Source organism: Streptomyces achromogenes (assembly GCF_030816715.1).
Lineage (GTDB): Bacteria > Actinomycetota > Actinomycetes > Streptomycetales > Streptomycetaceae > Streptomyces > Streptomyces achromogenes_A.
In genome coordinates this window covers 130,432-154,206 of record NZ_JAUSYH010000001.1, presented here as the reverse complement: position 1 = coordinate 154,206, position 23,775 = coordinate 130,432, and the positions used below count along the sequence as shown (strand labels likewise).

Here is a 23,775-nt window from a genome sequence, read left to right as displayed (position 1 = left end):
CTCACCCCCTCGGCCCCGTGACGGGTGACGGGGCGACATGGCTGACCGCCGCCATGACAACGCTCATACGCGCGATCACGGAGCCGTCCTGATGGAACGCCACCGCGACGCGTCGGTGGCCCGCCGTGTCCGTGTGCGCCCCGGAGGGCCCGGCCCCATCCGTCGGGGTGGCAGCCATCGCGACGGGCCGGTCGAGTTCCGCGTAGGAGGAGAACGACGACTCCACCGCGACCAGCGCGGTCGTGCGCGGTGCGCCGCCGCCCCAGGCGTCCGTCGCCAGGGCCGCGATCTGCCGTGCCGCTTCCAACAGCACCATTCCCGGGACGTGGTCCTGGGGATGGTCGAAAAGGCTTGGGTTCTCGACCGGGACCCGGAGAGCCGCCGTCACCGAGTCCGGGTCTGTCACGGCGTCGAGCAACAACGTGTCGGTGGCGTTGATCCGGCCTGCCCGTGCGGGATCGACCGGCCGACCCGTGACGACTGGCGGCTGCTTGTCCGAGGTCGGTGGCGGACCCCCGCGACGACGGCTCCTGATGGCGGCGTACGTCCTCGGAGCGACGTAGCCGACCTCCATGCGCGCCTGGCCGATGTGGACGCCGGAAAGCCGAAGTCCGAACTCGAATTCGAGGCTGCGGACGCTGCCACCGGTCTGCCCGCCGGGGTCGCGGACCACCGCGCTCATGAGCAGTTCCCCGGGACCGGGGCCCCACGGGACGGCCGCGTCCGGTGACAGGACGACGGACCAGTTCCGCAGGATGAAGGCCGCGTCCATGGCGACGTCGAAGAAGGCGTGCGCGGCAAAGGTCTCGGCCTGCCGGCAGCACTCCAGGAGCAGCACCGCGTCCGGAACCCTACGGCCCGTCGGTCCGGTGTGGCTGGTGTAGTGGGCGTGCACCAGGGGCAGCAGGGCCGCTGCCACAAAGCTCCGCCGTTCGACCGGCCGGATGTCGGTGAGGAACACCTCGGTGAGATTCCGGCGGTGGATCAGTTCCCGCTCGACGGTCCGTGAGAATCCCAGTGCGGCTGCGGCTTCCTGGAATTCGGGGCCGGTGGCGGCGCTCGGCATTCCCGCCTCCGACGTATCCGCTAGCGCCATTCCCACTGCCTCCCTGCGGTGCTGAGCACTGTGTGGTCCTCGGTCGCACCCATGACGACACGGAGCAGTCCGGCCACCGGTACCGCCGGATCGTTGCTCATCAACAGAGTGGCCACCTGGTAGGGGTCCGCGTAGCCCCGCCGCCCCGCCCTCGCGGCCAGGAACTGTGCGGTCATGCGGGATGCGCCCGGGTCCATGCCCTCCCCGCCATAGCCGCAGTGCTCTTCGAGCAGCCGCCGGGCGCGGCGCGTCCAGCGGCGGAGTTGATAGGTGGAGAAGGACTCATGGGCAGTACGTCCCAGCCCGGCCACCAGGTACAGGCGCAGGCCGAGACGGAAGGCCTCGGGGCCGAATTCCTCCAGCAGTGGACCGGCGAAGGCCCCGAGGGTGTGGCCCTGCCAGCCCCCCAGCCGGGTCGACTGGGTGACCCCGTCGAGGGGGACGCGGGGCACCTCGAAGCGTGTGGCGTCGGCGCCCAGAGTGCTCAGTACATGGGCGATCGTTCGGTAGTCGGTGCGCAGTTCGTTGTCGTGGGCCAGGACCACCAGGTCATGGCGGCCCAGCAGCGGCACCAGTTCACGGAGCAGGTACAGGAGGTAGTTCCGCTGCCCCTCCGGATTGGTGACGGCTCGCAGGGGAAGTCCGGCCGCGGTCGCATCCAGATAGGCGAAAGCGTTGAGGCCGCGCGCGTCGATGCACAGGTCCCGGCTGACGAGCAGGTCCAGGATCTCCGCCTCGGAGGCGGGTGCGGGACCGGTCCGGCCCAGCTTCGGGTCGAACATGCCCAGCAAGCGGTAGTGGCCCTCCCACACGTCGAGCAGGCGCCTGCTGATCGGATGGGTCCAGCCCGCCTCGGCACGCCGAACCACCGGTTCGACGGCGGCGTACGGAAGCCCTTCGGCCGCCCGATGGTACGCGGTGTACAACTCGCCGATGTCCTCCTCGGTGAGGGCGTCGCAGGCCAGCCCGGGGTGACAGCGCTCGACGTACTCCCAGAACCCGGCGACCTGTCGGCTGCCGGAGTACGTGGCGTGGTGGTAGACGAACGTCACGTCGGCGAACGTGCTCGTGGCCCGGTGCAGGACGTCGAGGGAGAGCAGGTACTTCAGATGGGTCGGTGTCAGCGGTTTGGTGGGACTGACCGTCACCGGCGCGAGCAGGACACGGGCTCTGGTGCCGTCCGCCGCGGCGGAGGCCTCCGCCACCGCGCGGACCGATGTGGCACTGCCGCTCACCGGTCAGCCGCCATGCGGCCCAGCGCCTTCCGGAGCCGGTCGATGACGTCCTCGGCCTCGGCCGGGGTGCAGTACCCCGGGTCGGCTATGAAGGTGCGCCCTGCGGGCTTGTCGTCCGTGCGGGGTACCAGCCAGACGTGGAAGTGCCGCGTTCCCTCCATACAGGAGAACACATGGACCCGGGACGCGCCGGTAGCTGCCTTGATCGGTCCGGTGAACCGCCGGATCAGCGGCCCGATGGAGGCTGCCTCCTCAGTGTCGAGGTCGGCGAAGTCGACGAAGTGGCGCCGGGACTCGATCAGCAGGGTGCCCGCCGGCCAGTACGGTGTGGGACCGTGCCCGACCCGCCACGTCCCGTCGTCGACGAGGTGACCGCCGGGCGGCACGGGAAAGCCCGCCCAGGCCGGCACTGGCAGCCCCGCGTACTTTCCGCAGATGAGACAGTCCTCCGCGCGAGGGGCGCGCCCGTCGAGGAGGCGGCTGAACGGGTCGCGGACCTTCCCCAGTGGTTCGACCTGTGCGTGCTGCACATACCAGGCGTCGAGCGCCGCGGCCTGCGCCGCCGGGTCCGGCGGGTGGCCTACGCCGACTGCGGCCTGCCGGGCGAGTGCCTCCTGCCAGTTCAAGCCGTGTACATCGGGCAGGTCGGCAAGGTCGTGCCCCGTCGTGTTGCGGGTATGCGCGTAGCTTGCGATCGCCTCCTGCAGCAGGGGCACCTCGGTCGCCAGCAGGGACCAGAGCTTCGCCACCAGTCCCGCGCTCTCGTCCGGGGCCGCAGAGCCGTCCTCCTCGGCGACCGTCAATCGTAGGGAGTCCGAGAGTTTCTGCAACTGTGAGGAGAGCGCGAGTCGAGCCAGATCGCTTTCGGTGAAGTAGGGAAGGTCCATGTGTTCTCCGGGGTTCTCGCTTTTCTGATGGTTCATGCCTTGGGCGGGTCGGATGAGAGCGAGACGTAGAGACGGAGCCTGTCCGGGTCGCTGCGCTCTTGGTGGACACGGGCGTAGTCGGGGTCCTGGTCCAAGGCCCTGGCGTCGAGGTCCGGACGGTGGACCAGACGCAGCGGTCCGCCGGGCGCCAGCCGTCCCATGAGCACCGACTCGGCCAGCGCGTGATGGAGATGGACGAGATACTGCGCGAACGACAGGTCTCGGACGGCTATGTGCAGTTCCCGGTACGTGGCGTCGGCCGGGCCGCCGGTGCCGGGTACCTCAACGGTGTCCGGCAGATCCAGCAGCACACCGGCCACCGGTTTGAGCAGCCTGCTCGGCCCGGGCAGACGAGTTGCGGGGAAGGGGCCGAGCCAGGCTGTGTTTCCGCCAGGGGAGATGACGCGCGCCGGAGCGCGTGCGGTGAGATTGGCGGGATTGCCGAACAGGAAGCGGGTCGTGGTCCAGGAACGTCGCCAGGCATCGGCTTCGTCGTGGGTCAGCCTTGCCGTGAAGTCCAGCGCGCCGCGCACCAGTCCGGGCAGGTCGACGGCGCGCAGGACCACCAGCACCGTGGTCTCCGGGGGTTCACCGGCCACTGGGCGGCGCGGAGGCCGCCCCACCCAGGCAGCACGCCGGGCGAGGAGTTCGGCCAACCGCTCCTGTGTGGGCGGTCTGGGCGGGCGTTCGTCCAGGTTCATCACATGGCCTCCGTCCCGAGGACGGCCAGTACCTTCGCCACGACCGTTTCCGGGTCGGCGGCTCCATCGACGACGGTCACCGGGACGCTGCCGACCTCCTCCAGCACCGCGGAGCGCATCTCGGACTGGAGCCGGAGAAAGCCCCCGGGCAAGTCTGGGACGGCGTGGTACTCGAACGGGTTGAGCCGCGAGCCCTGCGCGCTGCGCGTCCAGGCGACTTCGGGCGGCACGTCGAGGTAGAGCACACCCCGTGGGCGGGGGAAGCTGCGCCAGTAGCTGAAGATGGGTTCGTGCTCCACGCCGAGCAGCCGGCACTTCGCGAGCAGTTTGTAGAAGTACGAGTCGACGATCAGCCGCTCGTATCCGGCGAAGCGGGTGAGTTCGTCCCGCAGGTGCAGCACGATGGGGTGCAGTACGGACAGGACGAGTTCGGGGGAGTAGCGCTTGCCGGACCACACGAAAGCGTCGTCGATCCAGTGTTGCCGCAACTGGCTGATCAGCGGATGGTCGCCGAGGTAGCGGTCATCGTAGGACACGACCCGCCAGCCGTGATCGTCGTGCAGGGTGTTCAACACGGTTGACTTGCCGGCGAAGTCGGAGCCGAGGAGTGTCCAGAAGCCGAGGGAATCGGGGGCCGAGGTGGTCTCGTTCATGACAAGGCTCCTTTCGTCAGCCAGCCGATCGCGAGGAAGCTGATGTACACGGCCGGCAGGTAGCTCCTGAGGAGCGGTCCCGGCCAGCGTGGCGTGCCGGCGGAGAAGCGCAGGGCCGCGACGGCCGGCAGCGCCGGCGGCAGCACGACCAGCCATCCCCAGGCATGGACGGGGGAGGCGTCGTGCCACGGCCGCAGGATCACCAGCACGATGGCGGCGGCCGTCGTCGCGGCCGCCATCGCTGCGGCGGATGTCACCGATGGGCCGAGCACCGTGACGTAGGTCCGCTCTCCCGGCCGTGGGTGGCGGGTGGTCTTCCGGCCCAGTTCCAGACAGAGCCCGCACAGGGTCGCCGCGACGAGAATCATCAGCCCCGCCAGGTCCGGCTGTTGGTGCTCGGCGCGTAGGAAGCCGGCGTACACGTAAAGGCTCAGCAGTGTCTGGATCGGCAGGTTGAGGGCGAGGCCCAGCCACAGCCGGTCGGCGGGCGGCCAATCGGTCAGCCAGTCGACCGTCATCACGCCGATGCCGTAGCAGAGTTGCAGGAGGAGTGCGATGAGCACAGGGCCGCGGTCGGCGTTGAGCAGCAGCAGGGCCAAGGCGCCCACGGCGACCAATGCTCCCAGGTCGCGTTGGCTCACGACTCTGCTGGGCAAGGGCCGACTTGGGTTGTGGGTGAGGTCGTACGCGTGGTCGCGTAGATCGTCGAGGGCTCGCAGCAGGAGCATGTCGATCACGAGGGTCACTGCCGTGACGGCCAACTCGCCGTCTGGGCGCCAGTGGTTGATCGTGTCGGAGGCGGCGGCGAACAGGGCGGTCAGTCCGACGGCCCAGGACGCCATGATGGGCAGCTGAATCCTGAGCGGGTAGGCGACAGCGATGTAGCGGCCCCATCTGAGGATCATGACGCCTCGTCCAGGATACGCACGGTGCCGGCGGAGCCGTCGACCTCGACAAGGCTGCCGTCCGCGATGAGATCCGTGGCCTCGGGCACCGCCACGACTGTGGGGATGCCCAGCAACCGCCCGGTGATGGCGGTGTGCGACAACAGCGTCCCGCGCTCCACTACGAGGGCCTTGGCCGACATCATGAGGAACAGCCAGCCGGGGTCTGTCTCACGTGCGATGAGAATGCGGTCACGGCATTCATCGGCGCCGGTCGAGGGGTCGAGGACGACCTTGGCCCGGCCGCGCACGGTGCCCGAGCTGGAGGCCAGCCCGGTCAGTACGCCGGGCGCCGCCGCGCCGGAGCCGGCCGTTCCGGGCTGCGGCTCAATGCCGCCGCCCGCGCCGTCCTCCGACCCTACGACTGCCCGCAGCGCGACAGCCAGCGGCAGGTCGGGGTCGGTCTCCAGTCGGGTCGGCAACACCTCACGATCCGTCCAACGGGCCAGCTCGGCGGCCCGTACCGCCGCCAGCCCTCGTAGGTCAGCCCCCGCAAGCGTGCCCTCGTACGCTCCCAGGACCTCATCGAAGGTGAGGTTCAGCACGTCCCTCGGCCGGTCCAGACGCCCAGTGGCGGCCAGTTCCTCGCCCAGCCGCAGCAGTAGGGCACGGCAGTCCCCGAAGAGCTGGCTGCGGCAGAACCGGGTGTCCTCACGCACGCGCAACAGGACCCGCATCGCCCCGAACACCCCGGTGAGTACGGTCCTCTTCAGTGGGTTGCGGCAGCGCGCCCGAAGTTCCCGCTCAGCCCGCTCCCGCACCTCCTGTCCGACGGCCCGGCTCCCCTGCACGGTCAGTTCCGACTGCAGGAAGGCACGCACAGTGTTCAGCACCGTCCACGGTTCGTCTCGCGGTGTGAGCGTCTCGAGTTTGAGGTCATGCAGTCCGCGGTCGCCGTACACCCGGACGTACTCGCGCAACGCGGACGCGAAGTCCTCGCCGTGGCTGCCCGCCGTCAGCTGGGCCCACAGCCGCTGGGGGTTCGTCTTCGACATGACGGCCGCCCGCAGCGTCGGGTCCTCCGCAGCCGCGGAGGCCAGGGCGACCGCTGAGTGCAGGGCAGCGGCGGACCGGTTCTCCCGTCCGCCGGCCAGCATGCCGTTGAGCAGACTCCGGTCCGCCTGCGGTAACCACCGGTTAAGGAGACTGTTCGCCGCCCAGGTCGCGGTGAACAGGAACACGCCATTGACCAGGGTGACTCCCCAGCGTCGGCTCACCTGCGTCCACAGTTCGCGGTACGCCTGTACCGCCTCGTACGCGCCCATCGCCGACACGTCGGCGAACCGCGGGTGGTAGTCGTCCCACCAGCGCAGAAAACGACGGACCCGGCGGGGGTGGGCCGCCAGTCTGAGGAGGATCTCCGTGACGTCGGCCAGTTCAGCCAGCCGACGGCGTAGCCTCCGGGCGGGTGTCCCAGCGTCCCGGACAGCGCTCCGTTCGGCGACTCCGAGCGCCTGCTCCCAGGTCGACCAGAGCGGGCGGAAGCAGCGGATCTGGCCGTGCAGCCGGTACCAGGAGCCGAGCTGATAGTAGATCCGGCCGTCGAGGTATCCGATCATCCGCTGCAGCAGTGGCCGGTTGTGCCGCAAGGTGGCCGGGGGCACGCCCATCCGCCGGTACAGGTCGGTGAAGCCCACCTCGTACAGCTCACGGGCCACCGAGAAGGTCAGCGCGCTGCTGACACCGGGAAAGCTCTCCGTGACGTTGTTGTTGTCCCACAGGATCGCCGGGGCCCCGCCCTCGGTCCGCGGCGATCCCGTGGGACATTCCGGTGCCACCGCGATGGGCCGCGCCTGTACCAGATGGATCGCACCGTCCGCAGTGATGGTGCCTTCGACATCCTGTGGGGCCCCGAATCGCTTCTCGATATCCGCCGCCAGTGCGGTGATCTCCTGCAGTTCGGTGTCGGTCAGTACGGGCAGGGCCTCCAGCCCCTCCTCGATGGGGACGGCGACGGGCCCCTCGGCCGGCCGTCCCGGGTCGAAGCCGACCGCCCGAGTCTTGATCACCACCTGCGCCTCGATCTCTCCTGACACGGAGTCGACGAAGAAGTGATCGACGTCGGCCTTCTCCTGGACCACTCCCTCCCCGATGCCATGGGCAGCGGCGATCACACAGCGGTTGGAGCCGTCCCGGGGGTCACGGGTGAACGCCACGAACGAGCGCGTGCCCATGACCATGGGCTGGATTCCCACGGCAACTCGCGCCGCGAACGGGTCCAGGCCGCGGACGTCTCGATAGATCACCGCTTCGGAGTTGAACGCCGACGCCCAGCACGCCACGATCCGGTCGGCGATTTCCTCGCGCCTGACATAGAGAAAGCTGTCGCTCAGACCGGCGAAAGGGTCCTGCGCGGAGTCCTCACCCGAGTGCCCCTGACCGGGACGCGGCACCACGCAGGCTCGCACGGCCAACAACCCGTCCGAGCCCGCGAGGCTGTCGAGCCGGTCCGCCAACTCGTGGCGCAGCTCGTCCGGAACCTCGAGGCCGAGGACCCGGCGCCGAAGTTCACGGGCGTGCGCGGCCAGATCTCCGGCCACCTCCGCGTCGGCGGGGTACGAAGCGAGCACGGGACTGACCACGCTGTCGAAGACCGTCGCCGGCACACACACCAGGGGAGGGACCGGGAATTTCTCCCGGGCCAGCACCACCTGCCGCGCGAATTTGTTACCGACCTGTTCTGGATCAGTCAGCTTCGGCCCTTTTTCGAGCAGCCATGTGGTGCGTAACTGCTGGACCATAGTGAACCTCGGGGATGATAGTAAATTCTGGAGCTGATAGAGGGGTGGCGATAACAAGTCACCGCGGATGGCGTTGAACTGGCAGTGTCGCCGAGCTGCGTAAAGTCATGTCGTCTTCGATTGGGGTAAAGCCGAATGTGGGCCGTAGGTGCATCATGCTGGGTGACATCGAATGACGTACTCTTGAAGTGAGATCGACAGACTAGTCATTCCTGGCACGGCTTTCCAAGTCGTGGCCCTGAACGGATTCGATGTTTTGGTGCACTCACTAGACATGACGTGTATCGCCCAGTCTTTTCGCGTGCCCGGCGTGTCCGGGCAATGCGTCGTGAAACCTTTGGAGGTTTTCTCACGTAGCAGGTTCCGCGAGCTTCTGGTAGCAGATCGGTACGGCGGCCATGATCCGGCATGCCGGGCAAGCCGACATCCCGCACGAGGGCTTCGACGGCCGGACCGCGTTTGCGCGCCGAACTCGAGAACCAGATCGACGAGGAGGCCCGCGCAGCCTGCTGCGCGAAGATCGAGCAGGCCGCCAGGTCGGGCTGTACCGATCAACGCTTGGACCCCATGCCGTGTTGCTCCAGCTTGCGGGCCCACCGGTGGTGCGGTTGCGGCGGATCGGCAACTGGTGGCGGCCATGTGCCGCTTCGGCGAGGTCGATGGGCCCAGTCGTAGAACCGCTGCCCCTTCGCGCCGCGTCCGGCTGAGCGCTTCTGCCAGGCACTCTTCGGCACCTTCTTAGCCAGAGCGTCGACGCGGAACGTACCTGTGCCGGTGGGCGCTTCGACCGAGCAAGCCGCCGCGAGGACATAACCGATACCGCGTCCCTACAGAGCCGTCCGCAGTTCTGGGTTGCCGCCGTAGACCTCGTCACCCGTGACCCGGCCGACTCGGTGTCCGGCGTCCAGGAACCGTTCGATCATCACCCGGGCCGGTTCCGGCTTGGTCGCGAAAACGGGGTCCTCGCTGAGCCCCGCGGCCCGGCAGCGGTCCGGGTCGCACGTCCAGGAGCCGGGATGTACAGCTCCCGGTCTACCGCCGCGTGCCCCCGCGCGCCGGCGTAGAGGAGGTGGACGGCGACCTGGAAATTCTCGGTCCGCCCGGCCGTTCCGGTGTACTGCCGCTGCACTCCGCCGGTATGGGTGCCCTTCTTCACGTCGCCGGTCTCGTGGACGACCAGCACCCCGGCCTCGTCGTGGAGGTGCTCGACGACGTATTCGCGCACGTCGTCGCGGACGGCGTCGGCATCCCAAGAGGCCCGGCACAGCAGATGCTGCATGCCGGCCAGTGGCGGTCGGCCCGCTACGCGGGCACGGCCGACCGGTCGAGGCGCTGCCGCTGGGAGTCGGTGAGCCGGAGGTCTGCCGCAGCGAGATTCTCCTCCAGATGGGCGAGCGAAGCGGTTCCGGGGATCGGCAGGACGACCGGGGAACGGGCGAGCAGCCAGGCGAGCAGAACCTGGGGGGCAGTGCCGCCGAGTTCGGTGGCGACGGTGCCGAGCGCGGATGCCCGGCCGGAGTCGGCTGCTGCGGCGACAGGGCGCCAGGGAAGAAAGGCGATGCCATTGGCCTCGCATGCCTCCAGAACCGACTCGCAGTCTCGGTCGAAGAGGTTGTAGCGGTTCTGTACGCTCGCGATCTCGGCGGCCTGCCGGGCCTCTGCGAGCTGCCCGGTAGTGACCTCGGACAGCCCGATGTGCCCAATCTTTCCTTGCAGTTGGAGTTCGCGGAGCGCGCCGACCTGTTCGGCGACCGGAACCTTCGGGTCGATCCGGTGCAGCTGCAGGAGGCCGACGCGCTCGGTCCGGAGCCGGCGCAGGCCCTGCTCGACCTGCTCGCGCAGGCTCTCCGGCCGTGCGTCGTACGCCCACCCTTCCGGCCCGGACTGGGTGATCCCGACCTTGGTGGTGATCAGCAAGTCGTCCGGGTACGGACACAGGGCCTCGGCCAGGAGTTCCTCGTTGGCACCCCATCCGTACATGTGGGCGGTGTCGATCAGGGTGACGCCCAGCTCGACGGCGCGCCGGGCGACCGCGATCGCGGCTTCCCGATCAGGGCCGGGTTCGCTCGACAGGCGCATGGCACCGAACCCAAGCCGAGAGACCCGGTATTCGCCTCCGATGGAGAACGTGCTCGCCGTGCCCGGAGTGTTCGCTGTGCTCGAAGTCATCGGTTCCCCCTCATCGGCCCGACGATACCTGGGCTCGCCCCATGGGGTTCCTCGAACGCGACGCCGCGAACAACCTCGTTCGGGCACGGCGCCGGCCTCACCAAGCAAGTCGATGTCGAGTACCAGAGTGGCCAACGACCAAGGGAAGCACTCAGTCAGCTAGTGCTTGATCCGAGGTCGTCGGTGAGGGCGAGCAGGATGCGCCGGTGAGCAGCCGGGTCGAGTTCGTCCCGGGGAAGCGGTGTTCCGTGCTGGGGCTCGCCGGTGCCTGGGTGGGGTCGACAACCGTGAGGAGGAAGGCCGAGCAGCGAAGCCGCCCGCTCCGCTAGCATGTTCGAGCTCACGACAATCATGTTGAAATATGACGCATCGGTTGAAAAATTGATATCTAGGATAATGCGGGGATCCTCGCGAATAAGCGGTAGCCTTCGGGCGGTTCCGTGGCGTCAACCACGCAGCATGTTGTGGGTCGCGGTGACCGTGGTGGGCCTCGGATTCCTCATCGCGCTGGAGGTCGCCTCGCGTCGACACGGCGCGCGGGGGCCGATCACCGACCAGGCGCGAGAGGTGATCTTCGCCCCCAGATCGGGGACCGTGCTGTACGCCAGCATGGCGTTGATGATGGTGGTGCTCACCTGGCGCCAGCGGTTCATCGCGCTCGGCGCGGCGGTCGGCATCGACGTCGTCTTCTGGCTCGTGCGATGGGCTGTCGGCGCCGAGATGATGTTCGGCAACGGCGCATTGTGGGTGACATTGGCCTGCGGTGTCATCGCCGTCACGCGCCGAACCGGCCGGGACCGTGTCCTGCTGCTGAAGGGCGTGGGACTGGCCCTGCTACTGGTGGCCGGCCGCAAGACCGGCTACGCCTGGCTGCTGATCACGTCGAAGACCCGCCCGAGGGTGCTGGACCAGTACGTGGCCACCGCCGATCACGCCTTGGGCAACCCGTCGTGGCTGGCGGGCCGGATCGTCGCGGCCACCGGCACGGTCGGCGCCCACATTCTCGAATGGGTCTACATCCAGCTCGCGGTCGCGGCGGTCGCGGTCGCGCTGTACCAACTGCGCCATGTGGCGGTCGAGCGCCGCTTCCCGGGCCATCATCTGGTGCGCACCTTCCTGGTCATCGGCCTGCTGGGGCCCGGCATCTACATGATCTTCCCGGTGGTCGGACCGGTCTTCGCCTACGGCGCCGACGGGGGGCACTGGGCCGTGGCCGACCTGTGGCCGGACACGCCGCCGCCGGTCGGCACTCCGCAGCGGATGCCTTTCGACGAGATCACCCCGCGCAACTGCATGCCCAGTCTGCACACGGCATGGGCCACCGCGATCTTCATCCATGCCCTCAAGGGCCCGTGGGTGCTGCGGTTCGCAGGCGCGTTCTGGCTGATCGCCACGCTGGGCGCAACGCTGGGCTTCGGTTACCACTACGGCGCGGACATCATCGCCGGTGTGGTGTTCACCCTCACGATCGATATGGCGCTGCGCTCGCTCGACCGCGGCTGGGACCGGTCGGCGAAGCGGTTCGTCGTCTACGGCGCGGCGGTCTTCACCGCGTTCTTGGCGTCCTACCGCTATCTGTCGACGGAGATGGCCGCCCATCCGTGGGTGTTCGGCCCGCTGCTCATGCTGGCAACGGCTTCCGTGGTCTACGGCTATGCACGGATCACCAGGCTGTCGGAACTGACGGCCGTACCCGCCCACTTGCCGGAACCGCGACGCGAACCGCAGCAGGAACCGCAGCACGAACCGGTCTGATCCGATGTGAGACCGGAGGAGCGGGACAGGGCGTCTCAGTCGGGCGCCGGCGAGGCAACGGGGGTGGCCGGCTGTACCTCGTCAGTCATGGGTGGGTCAGCCGTTTGGCCTGCCCCGCTGGAGCGCACCGGCTGTGCAGGTCAATCTGGGTGGCGAGGCGTGCCGACTCACCTGTCGCCCATGTCGAGGGCCTCACGGTGCCGCCGTTTGCATGGCACGCCCGGCGGCGGCACCCCCTTGCGTGCGAGCCGGGGGGACCTCGTCGATGCGGGAGGCGTCGGCAGTTTCGGCTATGGCGGTCGACGCTATGAAGCCCAGCACGCGTGCGGGAGGACATAGCCCGCGTGCTCCCGCTGTGTCGCACGGTCAGCAGCTGGGACACCGTCGGCTTGTCGCCGTCGGTGATGCCGTCGGTGCGCTGCTGGTGTGGGGCGGGCGGTGGCAGCGGCCTGTTGGGCGCCGTGCCTCCAGCCGCAGGCTCATGATGCCGCTGGCCCGGGTGGTGAAGGCCCGAGCCGCAAGTAGCGCAGCTCCCTGCCGCGCACGCTGCCGGGCCGATCCCGCGTTCTCACCTGGCCCGGCGCGGCCGCGGCGGAGGAGTCACGCGGGAGGTTCTCCCTCGCCGGGCTGGATGAGGACGTCCAGGTCTGGGTGGCCCGCGTCGCCTACGCCCGGCGGTCGACGCGTTCTTCGCCTCCGGCAAGGCCGGCTCCGGGTTCATGGACCTGGAGAAGATCCGGGACAGGCCTGGGTGAGCGGACAGCAGCCGTACGCGGCCCGGCTGTCGCCTCCGGCCGCGAAGGTGCTCGATGCCCCCTGCCCGAGCACGCGGAGCAGAGGGTCTCGGACGTCTTGGCTGCCGCCGCCGGAAACTCGTGGAAGGCTTCCCGCAGCGGGACGCCGGCGACCCGGAGGGCGAGGGGCGGCCCGCCCCCAGCATTGCAGCGACACTGTTGGCGAATCCGGCCCGCCGGGTTCTACATGGTGTTCGTGGGGATCAGTGCCCGCACACAGGGACGACCCAGCCGAGACCCAGGGGCATTGCACGATTGGGATTGGTCCGGTTCGCCGGTCTCGTGAGTGACGTGTCGTCATGTCTGTTGTGCGGCAAGGGATCCCGCAGAGCAGAGCAGAGCAGGCACGGTGCTGGTGAGTATGTGGTTGTCGAGACGCATGAGAACCGAGCGAGACCGTGCCTGCCCGAACATCATCGCCCATCCCTTCCGCACTGGACTGGGCTCCCCGACTGATCCCCTCACCTCAAGCGATGTCGCTGACCTGCGGCGTTTCCTGATCTTGGTCGCCGATTCCCGCGATGCGCGAGGACTGCGGTATCCGGCCCTCGCGCTGCTGTGCGCAGCCGTGTCGGCGGTGCTGACCGGGGCTCGCTCGCTCATCGCGATCAGTGAGCGTTTTCAGCGTTGCCTCTCCAGGGTGAGGGCGGCTCTGGCGAAGGGATCAGGACACTTCCCCGAGCCTCTGCGCTGGATCGCCTCGCTGCGCACCGCCCTTGCCGAAGACAGCTCGACCGCCAACCCGGAAGCCCACCGCACGCAGCTGATCGGAGTCCGCGACCGGCTCACCGTGTGGATGCGAGACCGTCCCGCGGACTACCGCTGAGCACTGGCCACACGGACCTGTAGCAAGGCGGTTGTGCGTGTCAGCCTGTCGACCGGCCGGGGGGCGGTGTCGGAGCATCCACCCCCGAGCCACCGGCGTTCTGTGTCAGCGGTGTTCGACGGCGATGCCGGTGAACAGGACGGTCGCCGACCCGGCCAGGAGCAGATGTACAGCTGCGGCGATCCACAGCCGCAGCCCCAGCAACCCGCTCCCGGCCACCGCCATCACGCAGCCGCTGTTCCAGGCGGCGCGGCGGGCGGCACGGGCCGTACGCGGCCCTGGAGAGCCGAAGTCGTCACCGGCGAACAGCACGCGCCAGCCCAGCCAGAAGACGAGCGCGGCCGTCGCCGCGCCGAGAACAAGCGCCACGACGCCGTCGACCCACACCGAAGGAGAGCCCATGCCCTCCAGGCTGCCGTCGCTGAGACACATACGCCTGAGTACGCCTACTCAGGCGCTGGCGTCCCAGCCAACTTACGATCAGGCCCGAATCGACGGCCGGGGGAGGATGCGATGGGTGCTGCGGTGACCGAACTGCCTGCTGGGCAGGCGAGGCGGGCGGTATGTGCCGCCGCGGCCGGTGTCGTCGCGGTGGCCGCTGCTGGGCTGTCGATGCGGCTGGTGGTCAATTCCAGCGCCTGCCGCAGCGCGCCCGGCTTCGGCTGTCTCGGCTACGCCCTGTGGTGGTCCTACCTGCTGCCGGTCCTGGTCTTCGGCCTCACCTGGCTGGTCTTGCGTCTTTTTGCGGTCCGGCCGGCCTGGCTGATCGCACTGCTGGGCACCGGCATTGGCTGGTATCTGCTGTGGTGCCTGGACTCACTGCGGTGGCTGCCGAATGGCACCCTCCTCATCCAGGCGGCCCTGTGCGCGGGAGCGTACGCTCTCGCGGCCTGGTGCACTCAGCCCCGTCGGCCCCTGTGGCCGCGAGCCGCCGCCGCCCTCGCCCTGGCCCTGCTGATGCCGCTTGACTCCTTCGCCTCCACGCAGCTGGCCCACCACAAGCAGAGCACCGAACTCACCCATGCGGGCGTGCCGTTGCTGGGGCCCAACGTGCCCGACGGCTACCACCTGGAGGGCGTCGGCACCAGCGGAACGGCGCACAGCAGCCAGCCCACCTTCTTCTACCGGATCGCCCCGGACGACGCCGGCCAGCACGCCGAATCCATGGAGGAACTCCACCGAGTCATCCAGGTCGTGGTGGGCCCCCGCCAGCCGAACTTCACACCACCCTCGCACTGCGCGGCGCTCACCAGCGTCTACCCGGTGCCCGCACCCGCCTGCACCCCCGTCGCGCCCGGCGTGTGGCAGTGGTCGAGGTACGAGTTCGTTCAGTACTTCACCCGGGTCGGTGATGCGGTCGCCGTGGTCGAGGCGCGCACCCCACCGGTCAGCAGTGCGGTGCTGCGCAACATCGCCTCCAGCATGCGGGTGCGGCCGCCCGTGTACTTCACCGAGCAGTGAGCGTTTTCAGCGTTGTCTCTCCAGGGTGAGGACGGCAGCGGCGATGGCGGTCATGCGGTTGGGGCTGCAGCGCGACCGGCGGAAGATGCGCCAGGACTTGAGCCGCGCGACGCTTCGTTCGACCGGTGCCCGTGCCGCTGACAGGGCCCGGTTGATCGTCCGCTGGGTCGGGCTGAGGTCCTGGTGCGGAAGTCGTCTGATCGGCGTGGTCACCCAGGGGCCGGCGCCGATGTAGGCGCGGTCGGCGAGGACGGGCACTCCTTGGCGTTCGCAGATCCGGATGATGCGGTGGGTGCGAGCCGCGGTCAGGTCATGGGTGCGGCCGGGCAGCGCAGGCGAGATCCACAGCAAGTTGCCCGCGGGATCGGCGACGACCTGCACGTTCACGCCGTGGCGGCGGTGCTTCTGCGAGAAATCGGCCCGGCTGTCGCCGACCCGGTCGCACTCGGCGAGCGTGCCGTCGAGCAGGACGTGCTCGGGATCGGTCTCCCGCAGGACTCGCAGCAGGCCGGGAGCCCGGCGGGCGAGGTGGCCGACGACGGCGGTGACGTAGGCGTGGGCGGTGCCGACGGATATGCCGAAGCCCGCGGCGATCTGCGTGAGCGGGTCGTGCCGACGCAGGTAGATCAAGGCGACGAGAGCACGCTGGTGCGGTGGGAGCTTGCAGCGGCGGTCACCCTCACGGGTGACGACGAGCATGGTTACCCACTCGACCAAGGCGTGCGGCAGGTCGAGTGAGGCAGGATGGGGAACCAACGAGGCTCCTGCGCTGCTGAGTTGAGACGTCGAACACCTCTCTCAACGGCACAGGAGCCTCGTGCGTTGCGGGCCGCTGGCCGGTCACCCGATCAGTGGCCACACTGAAAGAGCTCAGTGAGTGGATCACGGATGCCCCGCAGCATGTACTGGGTGTCCTCGGCTTTGCTGCCGATCCGCTTACCGGTCTGCGCCCGGTGCCGCACGCCGCAACCGTGCGGCGCCTGCTGCAGCGTGTGGACGGTGACGCGCTGGACGCGGCGATCAAAGTGTATCTGCAGGCCAGAACGCCGCCCCCGACCGATCCGGCTGCGGAGAAAGGGTCGGTGCGACGGGTGATCGCCGTCGACGGCAAGGTGGTCCGCGGCTCGCGAACCGCAACGGCCGTGGCCATCCAGCTGCTGGCGGCGATGGACCACCACGGCGTGGTCCTGGCCCAGCGGCAGGTCGCATCCAAGAGCAACGAGATCCCCTCTTCATACCCTGCTGGATGGTCTCGAGCTGGAGAACACGGTGGTGACCGCCGACGCCCTGCACACCCAGCACGACCACGGGGCCTATCTGACCAGTCGCGGCGCGCACTACGTGGCCGTCGTGAAGAAGAACCATCCGGGCCTGTACGCCCAGGTCAGGACGCTGCCTTGGCAGGACATCCCGCTCGGGCACCGCACACGCGACGACGCCCACCACCGCGACGAGATCCGCCGGCTCAAAGTCGCCGCGTTCAGCCACCTCGACTACCCCGGCGCCCGCCAGGCGATCCAAGTCGTACGGTGGCGACGCGACTTGAGCACCGGGAAGCTGACCATCGAGCGCGTCTACCTGATCACCAGCCTGCGCGTCTTCGACGCCACCTGCGCCGAGCTCGCCACCTGGATCAGAGGGCACTGGGGTATCGAGAACCTCCTGCATCACGTACGGGACCGCACGTTCTGCGAGGACGACTCCAAGGTCCGCACCGGCACTCTGCCCCGCGCCATGGCCTCCCTGCGCAACCCCGCCATCAGCGTCTTCCGCCAGGACGGCCAGACCAACATTGCCGCCGCCCTCCGCCATACCGGCCGCGACTACCACGGGCCGCTACGAGCCCTCGGTCTCACATGACGAACCCAGACAGATCTTGATCACGCAATGACCCTGACCGAAGAATCGAGGATAAAAAGGATCAATAAGCCCCGGGAGGCGCGTAGGTCTCATACGGGCTAATCTGAAAAGGCCGCTCAGTTACAACACAAGGCCGCGTTCTCCTCAAGGGGTTGAGCGCAGCAGTCGAGGTTGTCGGCAAGACCAGGAAAGCTCGGGGGGAACCCACTAGTTCTGCAATGTCAGTCGGGAGAGACAAATGGCAACAACGCTGTCGCTTGGGTTCGTCGATTGGAAGTCCCGCAACGGCAACGTGGCTGCGGGATCTATGGATGGCGCTACAGTGCAGATCGCCGGGCGCCTGGGAGCCGCTATCCTCGACGGATCAGCCCCTGTGTTCAACTCACCGGCATTCACTCCATCACTGTCCGCGTCGGATATGATAGAAATCGTCGGCGAGCCCGAGAATAAGGAGTTCACAGTCAACTTCCTCGGTGAGATGGTGCAGGATCCCGTCTTCCACCTGGGATCGCTCGGCTCAACCCTGACGTTCCCGACAGGCACGCAGATCACCCGGCTCAGCGGCGACACGGGAACAAGCGGGGGGCCCCGGGACTTCAGCGTCGTAGGCAATCAGGTCATCGGCAGAGCGTTCCAGCCCCCACCGGGCGAACCCACTGACTCCAGCGGCAGCGTACGCCTCCCCGGGCGATTCAGCTCGATCAAGTTCAACGTGAAACCGAACTTCGTTGGCGGCTCCATGATAGATGGAGTGGCCCTGCAGATCGGCGGGACAGCCCTTCCCATTCCTTTCACCGATTGGAAGTCCCGCAACGGCAACGTGGCTGCAGGATCTCTGGATGACGCTAGAGTGCAGATCGCCGGGCGCCTGGGAGCCGCTATCCTCGACGGATCAGCCCCTGTGTTCAACTCACCGGCATTCACTCCATCACTGTCCGCGTCGGACATGATAGAAATCGTCGGCGAGCCCGAGAATAAGGAGTTCACAGTCAACTTCCTCGGTGAGATGGTGCAGGATCCCGTCTTCCACCTGGGATCGCTCGGCTCAACCCTGACGTTCCCGACAGGCACGCAGATCACCCGGCTCAGCGGCGACACGGGAACAAGCGGGGGGCCCCGGGACTTCAGCGTCGTGGGCAATCAGGTCATCGGCAGAGCGTTCCAGCCCCCACCGGGCGAACCCACTGACTCCAGCGGCAGCGTACGCCTCCCCGGGCGATTCAGCTCGATCAAGTTCAACGTGAAACCGAACTTCGTTGGCGGCTCCATGATAGACGGAGTGGCCCTGCAGATCGGCGGGATTCGGGTTTAGTATTCCAGCAGCACTTTGACGTTTCCCCTGAACAGGGGAAACGTCAAAGTGCTGCTGGAGAAAAGCTGCTTACGTCGGGTTTCAGCTTCCTCGAGCGGACAGGGGCAATTGCATGATCGAGATCTGTCTGCTCTCCCGGGCCCCTTGCCGCACAACGGACATGACGCCACGTCACTCACGAGACCGGCGAACCGGACCAATCCCAATCACGCAATGCCCCTGAGCCGAGACCCGAGAACACGCACCCGCTGGTCTAGGGCCTGTCCGATGGGTCGGCTGGGCGATCTGCGGTGACCGGCCACGAGGTGCTGCGCAGCCGGACCGTGCCGTCCGCCGCCTCGTGGTCGCGCAGATGTTCCGTCAGGGTGCGGCGGGCGTAGGCCCGTGCAGCCGCGTCGGCCTGCTCCATCAGGTGGCGACCGGGGCCCGTTCCCAGCAGGAACTCCGCCGCGTCCTCGGCTCCGTGTCCCCATGCCCCGTGCATCTGCGCCTGGGTGATGGTGATGCCGGTGAATCCAGCCGCGGTGAGGACATCACGGATGTAGTCCGGGGCGGCTAGGGAGAACATTCCGGGCAGCCCCGGCCTCCCGAAGTCGCCGACCGGCAGGAGGTCGCGCAGTGACGCCACCGCCGCCACCCAGCCGTTGAGCATGGCATCGGCCAACGTCCGCCCCGGTTTTCAGCTCGGCCGGTAGCGGGGACGCCATGACTGACGGAATCGGTGAGCTGCTGCAGCAGCGCACCGATTGCGGGCGCGGCCGGGCCGGTGGCAGGCGGCGGTCTACCGCTGGTAGATGCCCCGGTTCGCCTCGATCTCGACAGGCTGGTCGTCGGGCGTATCAGGCGCGGTCGTGGAGGGTGATCTGGTAGCCGTCGGGGTCGGCGAAGGTGAAGGTCCGGCCGAAGGTGCCGTCGATGATGCCGGTCCTTCCGGTCCCGCCGAGATGCATGAGCAAGCGCCTCGACCTGGGGCCGGCGGCCGCCGTGCCCCGTCCCCGCACAGCGGCGGACACCGCCGAGCGATCGAATACGCAGACGTGATGAGCCGTCGCGGGACCGGGCGGCGGCCCCCATGGCCGGAATATCGCCGAGGTGAGCAGAGCGCGCGGCAAGCGTCCGCGGACGCGTCCCGGGGAGCTGCGGCGCTCTCAGGTCCGGCTGCCCGCTACTGGAGGGGAGGCTGCATGATCTGCTCGATCGCGGTTGCCTGGGACCAGACTGCTTGCCACTGGCCGTCTGCGTTCTCATAGGTGTCGGTGTGCCAGTAGCTCGCGCGGGGTACCCGGCGGCCCTTGAAGATCACCTCCAGCATGGCCTGGTAGCGGATGACGGCGGCTTTTCCGTGAATGCGGACGTCGATGGGACCGGGTTCCCATTCCACGTAGTCGATGTCTCCGGTCGCGATCGCCTGGAGGTATGCGTCTTTGGGCAGTACCTGGCCGACGGGGGTGACGAGCTGGAAGTCGGATGCGTGCAGCTCGGAAGCGGCACTGATGTCGCCTGCGACGAGCGCTCGTAGCCTGGCCCGCTCGACCTCGCGGATCTGCTCGGCGATCACACCACCGGCCGGAACGGCTGTCTGCGCCATGGGTTTCACTCCTGATGGATTGAGAGGCAGGCATCGGGCGTGGAAACCCGGGTTGACCAGCCAAGTTGGACTCATTGACGCTGAGGGTCCATTGCGTCAGAATTACAGCATGGCAGATGACCGAACGGAACACATCCTCGATGCCGCACTGACCGCCTTCTGTCAGTACGGCTACGGCAAGACCACCATGCGGGACGTGGCCCGTGCCGCCGGGATGTCCCGGGCTGCTCTGTACCTGCATTTCGCCAGCAAGGAAGATCTCTTCCGCGCAGGGTCGCGCCGGGCACACTCCCGGGCGCTCGGCGAAGTGGACACGGCTCTCGCCCAGCAGGGCGACGTGCTGTCCCGAATCGACGCCGCGGTGACCGCCTACTTCGGAGGACTCCTGGCGCAGATCTCGTCGAGCGTGCACGGCGGGGAAGTCCTCGATGCGAGTCTCGACGTCGCCGGGGACATCGTGAGCGAGGCCCATGCGGCTCTGGTCGCCCGGCTCGCCTCTGCGCTGCATGCCGCCGCAGCAGCGGGAGAAGTGCAGTTCTCGACCTCCGACGCGACCGCCGAGGACATCGTGCTTCTCCTCCTCGCGGTCGCGGACGGGCTGAAGAAGACGAGCGCGGACCCGCAGTTGCGTGAGCAGCGGAAGGCGTTGTTCCTGCGCCTGGTGACCGCGGGAATCGCACCCATGCGCCAGCCGCCTACAGAAAGCAGCGCCACGTGATGAGGTCCCTGTACTGCCTGCGCCCGTACCCGACACCCCAGGAGCCCGCCATAGCGACCCAGTGCGACCCGACCGTCCCCGCCGGGTGGTCGAGATGATTGTGAGCACGACGACGGGCCGGGTCCGGGGGCTCGGTACTGGTGGCATCACGGCGTTCAAGGGAGTGCCCTACGCAGCAGCCCCTGAGGGCATGCTGCGCTTTCATCCCCCGGCGCCGGCCGCGCCGTGGGACGGTGTCCGCGACTGCGTCGGGTTCGGCGCGGCCCCTCCGCAACTTGCACCGGCGCCCACCGCTCCACCGGCGTGGCGGCCTGGTGCCGGGCTGGACTGCCTGACGCTGAACGTATGGAGCCCGGACATCGGCGCGGCGGGCCTGCCCGTCATGGTGTGGATCTATGGCGGCCTGTGGAAGCACGGCTCCTCGAACATGCCGCAGTACGACGCCTCCACCCTGGCCGGCTCCGGGACCGTGGTGGTCACCTTCAACTACCGTGTCGGCTTCGAGGGCTTCGGGCACCTCCCCGGGGTCGCGGACAACCGCGGGCTGCGCGATCAGGTCGCCGCCCTGGAGTGGGTCCGGGACAACATCGCCGCGTTCGGCGGCGACCCCGCCAACGTGACCGTCTTCGGCCAGTCCGCCGGTGCCGCCTCCACCGCCCTGCTCATGGCTGCGCCCGCCGCGCGCGGCCTGTTCCGGCGCGCGATCACCCAGAGCATCCCCTCCGGGATCCGCACTGGCGCCGAGGCCGAGTCCGTCACCGCGACGATCGCGGCAGCCCTCGGTGTCGCGCCGACCTGGGACGCGTTCGCCGCACTGCCGCCCGAGACGATCCTTGCCGTCCAGGACGCGCCGCTGCGCGACCGGCAGGGGTTCACCGCGTTCGCCCCCGTCATCGACGGCGACCTCGTGACCGGACCACCCTGGACGGCGCTCCGGACCGGCGCAGGCCGGGACGTGGACCTGGTCTGCGGGTTCACCCACGAGGAATACCGGGGCCAAGGACCGCAGTCCCCGTGCGGAGTTGACTTGACGATCGTCGCCGAAGCGGTCGGGCTGGAGAAGGAATCGGCCACCGCCTACCAGCAGAGCCATCCCGGCGTCAGTGACGCCGACCTGTTCACAGTGATGCTGTCCGACGCGCTCGTCCGCATGCCCACCACCTGGGTCGCCGAGGCCCATGCCCGCGCGGGCGGACGGACCTGGCTCTACGACTTCACCTGGCGCGGCCCCACCCTGGGCGCCGCCCACGGCATCGACGTCCCGTTCGTCTTCGGCAACGCCACGAGCCGCCAGGCAGCCCGGTTCCTCGGCTCCCCGCCGCCCGCCGACTTCGCCGGCCTGTCAGAACGTATCCGAACGGCTTGGGCGTCCTTCGCCGCCACCGGCGACCCCGGCTGGCCGCGCTTCGAGCCCGCACACACCAGCCCCACCACCCGGAGCTGGGACACACTCCCCACGGACGCCCCCTACCCGCTGGAAGACTCCCGGCGTATCTGGGAGCACATTGCATCCCGGTAGCCGTTCGTGCCGCTTGCGCCGCCGGGTCGCCGTACCAGCACGACCTGCGCGTCGAGCTCCACGGACGGCTCGGCCGCCACCACGTCGAGCCGGCCCCAGGCCGGCCGAGGGAGCTGGGGCCGGTGACGGGGACGGGTGGAAGGCCTCGTTCGTGGGGCAGCCAAGGGAGCAGGTCTCACCGCCGAGGGATCGACGGCCGTGAGAACGTCCACGGGTGACTCGCGGTGTGCTTACGGCCGCCGGGGGAGGGGAAGTGATGATCTCCATGACGAGCGTGATGCAGAACTACGGCCTCCGGTGGACCGACCCGGACGGCACTCCGCAGGCGTCGGCCGGCAGGTACGACAAACGGTCTGCGAAGCATCGCCGCACCGAACTCAAAGCCGTGGGCTGCACCCGTGTCGAGATCGTGCCGGTCAGGCCGGGCGACGTTCCCGAGCCGCTTTCCTGAGCGAAGCGCGACGAGGCAGAGCATCTCCAGGCGTGAGGGTGTCCGACCGATCAGGCGTATCCCGGCCAGCGGAACCTGAGGGCCGCGTATGCAGCGCCCAGCCACCTTGGCTGTTTCAGGGTGGCCGCTGATCGGGTGACGCCGGTGGTGTGGGACGCCGAACGTGATCGGCAGCGGGCACGGGACGCTGCCCAGGCCGATGCAGGCATGCCCGGCGCACAGCAGCCCAGCCGGCCTTCACATGTGCCGGAGGGTGTATTCCGCGCTGGCGTACTCGCCGCCCTGCGGATCGCTCTCGGCCGGATCCGGGCCCGCCGCAAGACGCGAAGCGAAGGCTTCGGCATCGTCCACGGGTATGTATCCCAAATTCGCCCCTGCATCGGTATCCCAGAAACGGCGGAGGTTGGCGGACACTGCATAGACGGTCTCGAAGCGCACGTCCGGAGCGGTGAGAGCCGTCCGGATGAAACCGAAACCGTCGCGGGGGCTCAACCACGTGGACAGATGCCGTCGCTCGCTCGGCGCGTCCTCAAAGCTCCCGATCCGCAGGCACACCACCGACAGGCCGAACTTGTCCGCATACAGGCGCCCGAGGGCTTCCACGGCAACCTTGCTGACACCATAAAGGCCGTCCGGACGCGCGGGCATCTCGTGTGTCACGGTCTCCGTGACCGGATAGAAACCGCTCACGCGATTGCTGCTGGCCAGCACGACCCGCCGGACCCCCTGCCGACGCGCGCCCTCCAGCACGTGGTGCGTCCCTCGGACATTGCCGTCCAGCAGATCCGGCAATGGTGCCTCATCAGGGATCCCACCCAGATGCACCACCGCGTCCACGCCCTTCAGAGCCGCTGTCACCGCTTCGGCGTCACGCAGATCCAGCTGGTGAACGTCCTCCGTCGGCGTCTGCGCTGTGAGCCCCACACGATCGATGAGCACCAACCGTGCCACCTCATCGCGCAAGCCCGCCCGCACCACCGATCCGATTCGCCCGGCCGCACCTGTGATCGCCACAGTCCCACGTCT

Annotated in this window: 22 protein-coding genes and 3 pseudogenes; 9 read left to right on the top strand and 16 right to left on the bottom strand. The window is 68.5% G+C overall.

Annotated elements, in window-relative coordinates; translation table 11 throughout:
- Position 1: 1 nt before the first annotated feature.
- The 7 genes from QF032_RS00750 to QF032_RS00720 are packed head-to-tail and all read right to left on the bottom strand — an operon-like array spanning position 2 to position 8,353.
- Complete coding sequence (locus QF032_RS00750) at positions 2-1,096, bottom strand: ScbA/BarX family gamma-butyrolactone biosynthesis protein (RefSeq protein WP_307054373.1); 1,095 nt, start codon at positions 1,094-1,096, stop codon at positions 2-4.
- Positions 1,087-2,331 (bottom strand): hypothetical protein, encoded by a 1,245-nt coding sequence (locus tag QF032_RS00745; protein ID WP_307054371.1) that lies wholly within the window; start codon positions 2,329-2,331, stop codon positions 1,087-1,089. The genes QF032_RS00750 and QF032_RS00745 overlap by 10 nt, the downstream gene beginning before the upstream one ends.
- Positions 2,328-3,218, bottom strand: coding sequence for an HIT family protein (locus QF032_RS00740; protein WP_307054368.1), 891 nt, complete (start codon positions 3,216-3,218; stop codon positions 2,328-2,330). Before QF032_RS00740 ends, QF032_RS00745 begins: the two co-directional genes overlap by 4 nt.
- A 32-nt stretch (positions 3,219-3,250) precedes the next feature.
- A complete protein-coding gene (locus QF032_RS00735; protein WP_307039038.1) occupies positions 3,251-3,958 on the bottom strand; it encodes a DUF6182 family protein in 708 nt (235 codons plus the stop codon).
- On the bottom strand, positions 3,958-4,611 hold the full coding sequence (locus tag QF032_RS00730; protein ID WP_307039036.1) for a hypothetical protein: 654 nt from the start codon (positions 4,609-4,611) through the stop codon (positions 3,958-3,960). The genes QF032_RS00735 and QF032_RS00730 overlap by 1 nt, the downstream gene beginning before the upstream one ends.
- The gene (locus QF032_RS00725) at positions 4,608-5,516 is read right to left on the bottom strand and encodes a hypothetical protein (RefSeq protein ID WP_307039034.1); all 909 of its coding nucleotides are present in this window, start codon (positions 5,514-5,516) and stop codon (positions 4,608-4,610) included. The genes QF032_RS00730 and QF032_RS00725 overlap by 4 nt, the downstream gene beginning before the upstream one ends.
- A complete protein-coding gene (locus tag QF032_RS00720; RefSeq protein WP_307054366.1) occupies positions 5,513-8,353 on the bottom strand; it encodes a PEP/pyruvate-binding domain-containing protein in 2,841 nt (946 codons plus the stop codon). The genes QF032_RS00725 and QF032_RS00720 overlap by 4 nt, the downstream gene beginning before the upstream one ends.
- A gap of 344 nt (positions 8,354-8,697) precedes the next feature.
- Here QF032_RS00720 and QF032_RS00715 point away from each other — a divergent pair.
- A pseudogene (locus tag QF032_RS00715) lies at positions 8,698-8,836 on the top strand (type I restriction endonuclease subunit M); the annotation flags it as partial.
- A 55-nt stretch (positions 8,837-8,891) separates the two neighbouring features.
- Here QF032_RS00715 and QF032_RS00710 read toward each other — a convergent pair.
- Together QF032_RS00710 and QF032_RS00705 are read right to left on the bottom strand one after the other, a co-directional pair.
- Positions 8,892-9,581 (bottom strand): annotated as a pseudogene (locus QF032_RS00710) (IS701 family transposase); the annotation flags it as partial.
- Between the two features lie 17 nt (positions 9,582-9,598).
- Positions 9,599-10,465 (bottom strand): aldo/keto reductase, encoded by an 867-nt coding sequence (locus QF032_RS00705; protein ID WP_307054363.1) that lies wholly within the window; start codon positions 10,463-10,465, stop codon positions 9,599-9,601.
- Positions 10,466-10,924: 459 nt separating this feature from the next.
- Between QF032_RS00705 and QF032_RS00700 the strand changes: the two genes are divergently transcribed.
- Together QF032_RS00700 and QF032_RS00695 are read left to right on the top strand one after the other, a co-directional pair.
- Complete coding sequence (locus QF032_RS00700) at positions 10,925-12,220, top strand: phosphatase PAP2 family protein (protein ID WP_307060126.1); 1,296 nt, start codon at positions 10,925-10,927, stop codon at positions 12,218-12,220.
- A 1,173-nt stretch (positions 12,221-13,393) separates the two neighbouring features.
- On the top strand, positions 13,394-13,840 hold the full coding sequence (locus tag QF032_RS00695; protein WP_307054362.1) for a hypothetical protein: 447 nt from the start codon (positions 13,394-13,396) through the stop codon (positions 13,838-13,840).
- A gap of 105 nt (positions 13,841-13,945) precedes the next feature.
- Here the strand turns inward: QF032_RS00695 and QF032_RS00690 are convergent, their stop codons facing one another.
- Positions 13,946-14,272, bottom strand: a complete 327-nt coding sequence (locus QF032_RS00690) for a hypothetical protein (RefSeq protein ID WP_307054360.1) — start codon at positions 14,270-14,272, stop codon at positions 13,946-13,948.
- An 81-nt stretch (positions 14,273-14,353) separates the two neighbouring features.
- Between QF032_RS00690 and QF032_RS00685 the strand changes: the two genes are divergently transcribed.
- Positions 14,354-15,301: a hypothetical protein gene (locus tag QF032_RS00685; protein ID WP_307054358.1), complete on the top strand. Its 948-nt coding sequence runs from the start codon at positions 14,354-14,356 to the stop codon at positions 15,299-15,301.
- 6 nt (positions 15,302-15,307) lie between these two features.
- Here the strand turns inward: QF032_RS00685 and QF032_RS00680 are convergent, their stop codons facing one another.
- Together QF032_RS00680 and QF032_RS00675 are read right to left on the bottom strand one after the other, a co-directional pair.
- Positions 15,308-16,057, bottom strand: coding sequence for a transposase family protein (locus tag QF032_RS00680; protein ID WP_307054357.1), 750 nt, complete (start codon positions 16,055-16,057; stop codon positions 15,308-15,310).
- A 92-nt stretch (positions 16,058-16,149) separates the two neighbouring features.
- Positions 16,150-16,479 carry a hypothetical protein gene (locus QF032_RS00675; protein WP_307054355.1) on the bottom strand — a complete coding sequence of 110 codons (330 nt, stop codon included), beginning with the start codon at positions 16,477-16,479 and terminating at the stop codon, positions 16,150-16,152.
- A 91-nt stretch (positions 16,480-16,570) separates the two neighbouring features.
- On the opposite strand from QF032_RS00675, the gene QF032_RS00670 reads away from it, so the two are divergent.
- Both QF032_RS00670 and QF032_RS00665 read left to right on the top strand, forming a co-directional pair.
- Positions 16,571-17,161, top strand: coding sequence for an ISAs1 family transposase (locus QF032_RS00670; RefSeq protein WP_307054353.1), 591 nt, complete (start codon positions 16,571-16,573; stop codon positions 17,159-17,161).
- 238 nt (positions 17,162-17,399) lie between these two features.
- Positions 17,400-18,473, top strand: coding sequence for a hypothetical protein (locus QF032_RS00665; RefSeq protein WP_307054351.1), 1,074 nt, complete (start codon positions 17,400-17,402; stop codon positions 18,471-18,473).
- 253 nt (positions 18,474-18,726) lie between these two features.
- Here QF032_RS00665 and QF032_RS00660 read toward each other — a convergent pair whose 3' ends face one another.
- From QF032_RS00660 to QF032_RS00650, 3 genes and pseudogenes are all read right to left on the bottom strand, one after another.
- Positions 18,727-19,137 (bottom strand): hypothetical protein, encoded by a 411-nt coding sequence (locus QF032_RS00660; RefSeq protein WP_373430270.1) that lies wholly within the window; start codon positions 19,135-19,137, stop codon positions 18,727-18,729.
- 175 nt (positions 19,138-19,312) lie between these two features.
- Positions 19,313-19,393 (bottom strand): annotated as a pseudogene (locus QF032_RS00655) (VOC family protein); the annotation flags it as partial.
- Positions 19,394-19,638: 245 nt separating this feature from the next.
- Positions 19,639-20,061 carry a nuclear transport factor 2 family protein gene (locus QF032_RS00650; protein WP_307054349.1) on the bottom strand — a complete coding sequence of 141 codons (423 nt, stop codon included), beginning with the start codon at positions 20,059-20,061 and terminating at the stop codon, positions 19,639-19,641.
- A 109-nt stretch (positions 20,062-20,170) separates the two neighbouring features.
- Here QF032_RS00650 and QF032_RS00645 point away from each other — a divergent pair, with 109 nt between their 5' ends.
- From QF032_RS00645 to QF032_RS00635, 3 genes are all read left to right on the top strand, one after another.
- The gene (locus QF032_RS00645; protein ID WP_307054347.1) at positions 20,171-20,779 is read left to right on the top strand and encodes a TetR/AcrR family transcriptional regulator; all 609 of its coding nucleotides are present in this window, start codon (positions 20,171-20,173) and stop codon (positions 20,777-20,779) included.
- Positions 20,780-20,873: 94 nt separating this feature from the next.
- Positions 20,874-22,298, top strand: a complete 1,425-nt coding sequence (locus tag QF032_RS00640) for a carboxylesterase/lipase family protein (protein ID WP_307054345.1) — start codon at positions 20,874-20,876, stop codon at positions 22,296-22,298.
- A 256-nt stretch (positions 22,299-22,554) separates the two neighbouring features.
- Entirely contained in the window at positions 22,555-22,749 is a 195-nt protein-coding gene (locus tag QF032_RS00635) for a hypothetical protein (RefSeq protein ID WP_306945585.1), read from the top strand.
- A gap of 237 nt (positions 22,750-22,986) precedes the next feature.
- Here QF032_RS00635 and QF032_RS00630 read toward each other — a convergent pair whose 3' ends face one another.
- Entirely contained in the window at positions 22,987-23,763 is a 777-nt protein-coding gene (locus tag QF032_RS00630) for an NAD-dependent epimerase/dehydratase family protein (protein WP_307039017.1), read from the bottom strand.
- Positions 23,764-23,775: the final 12 nt, after the last annotated feature.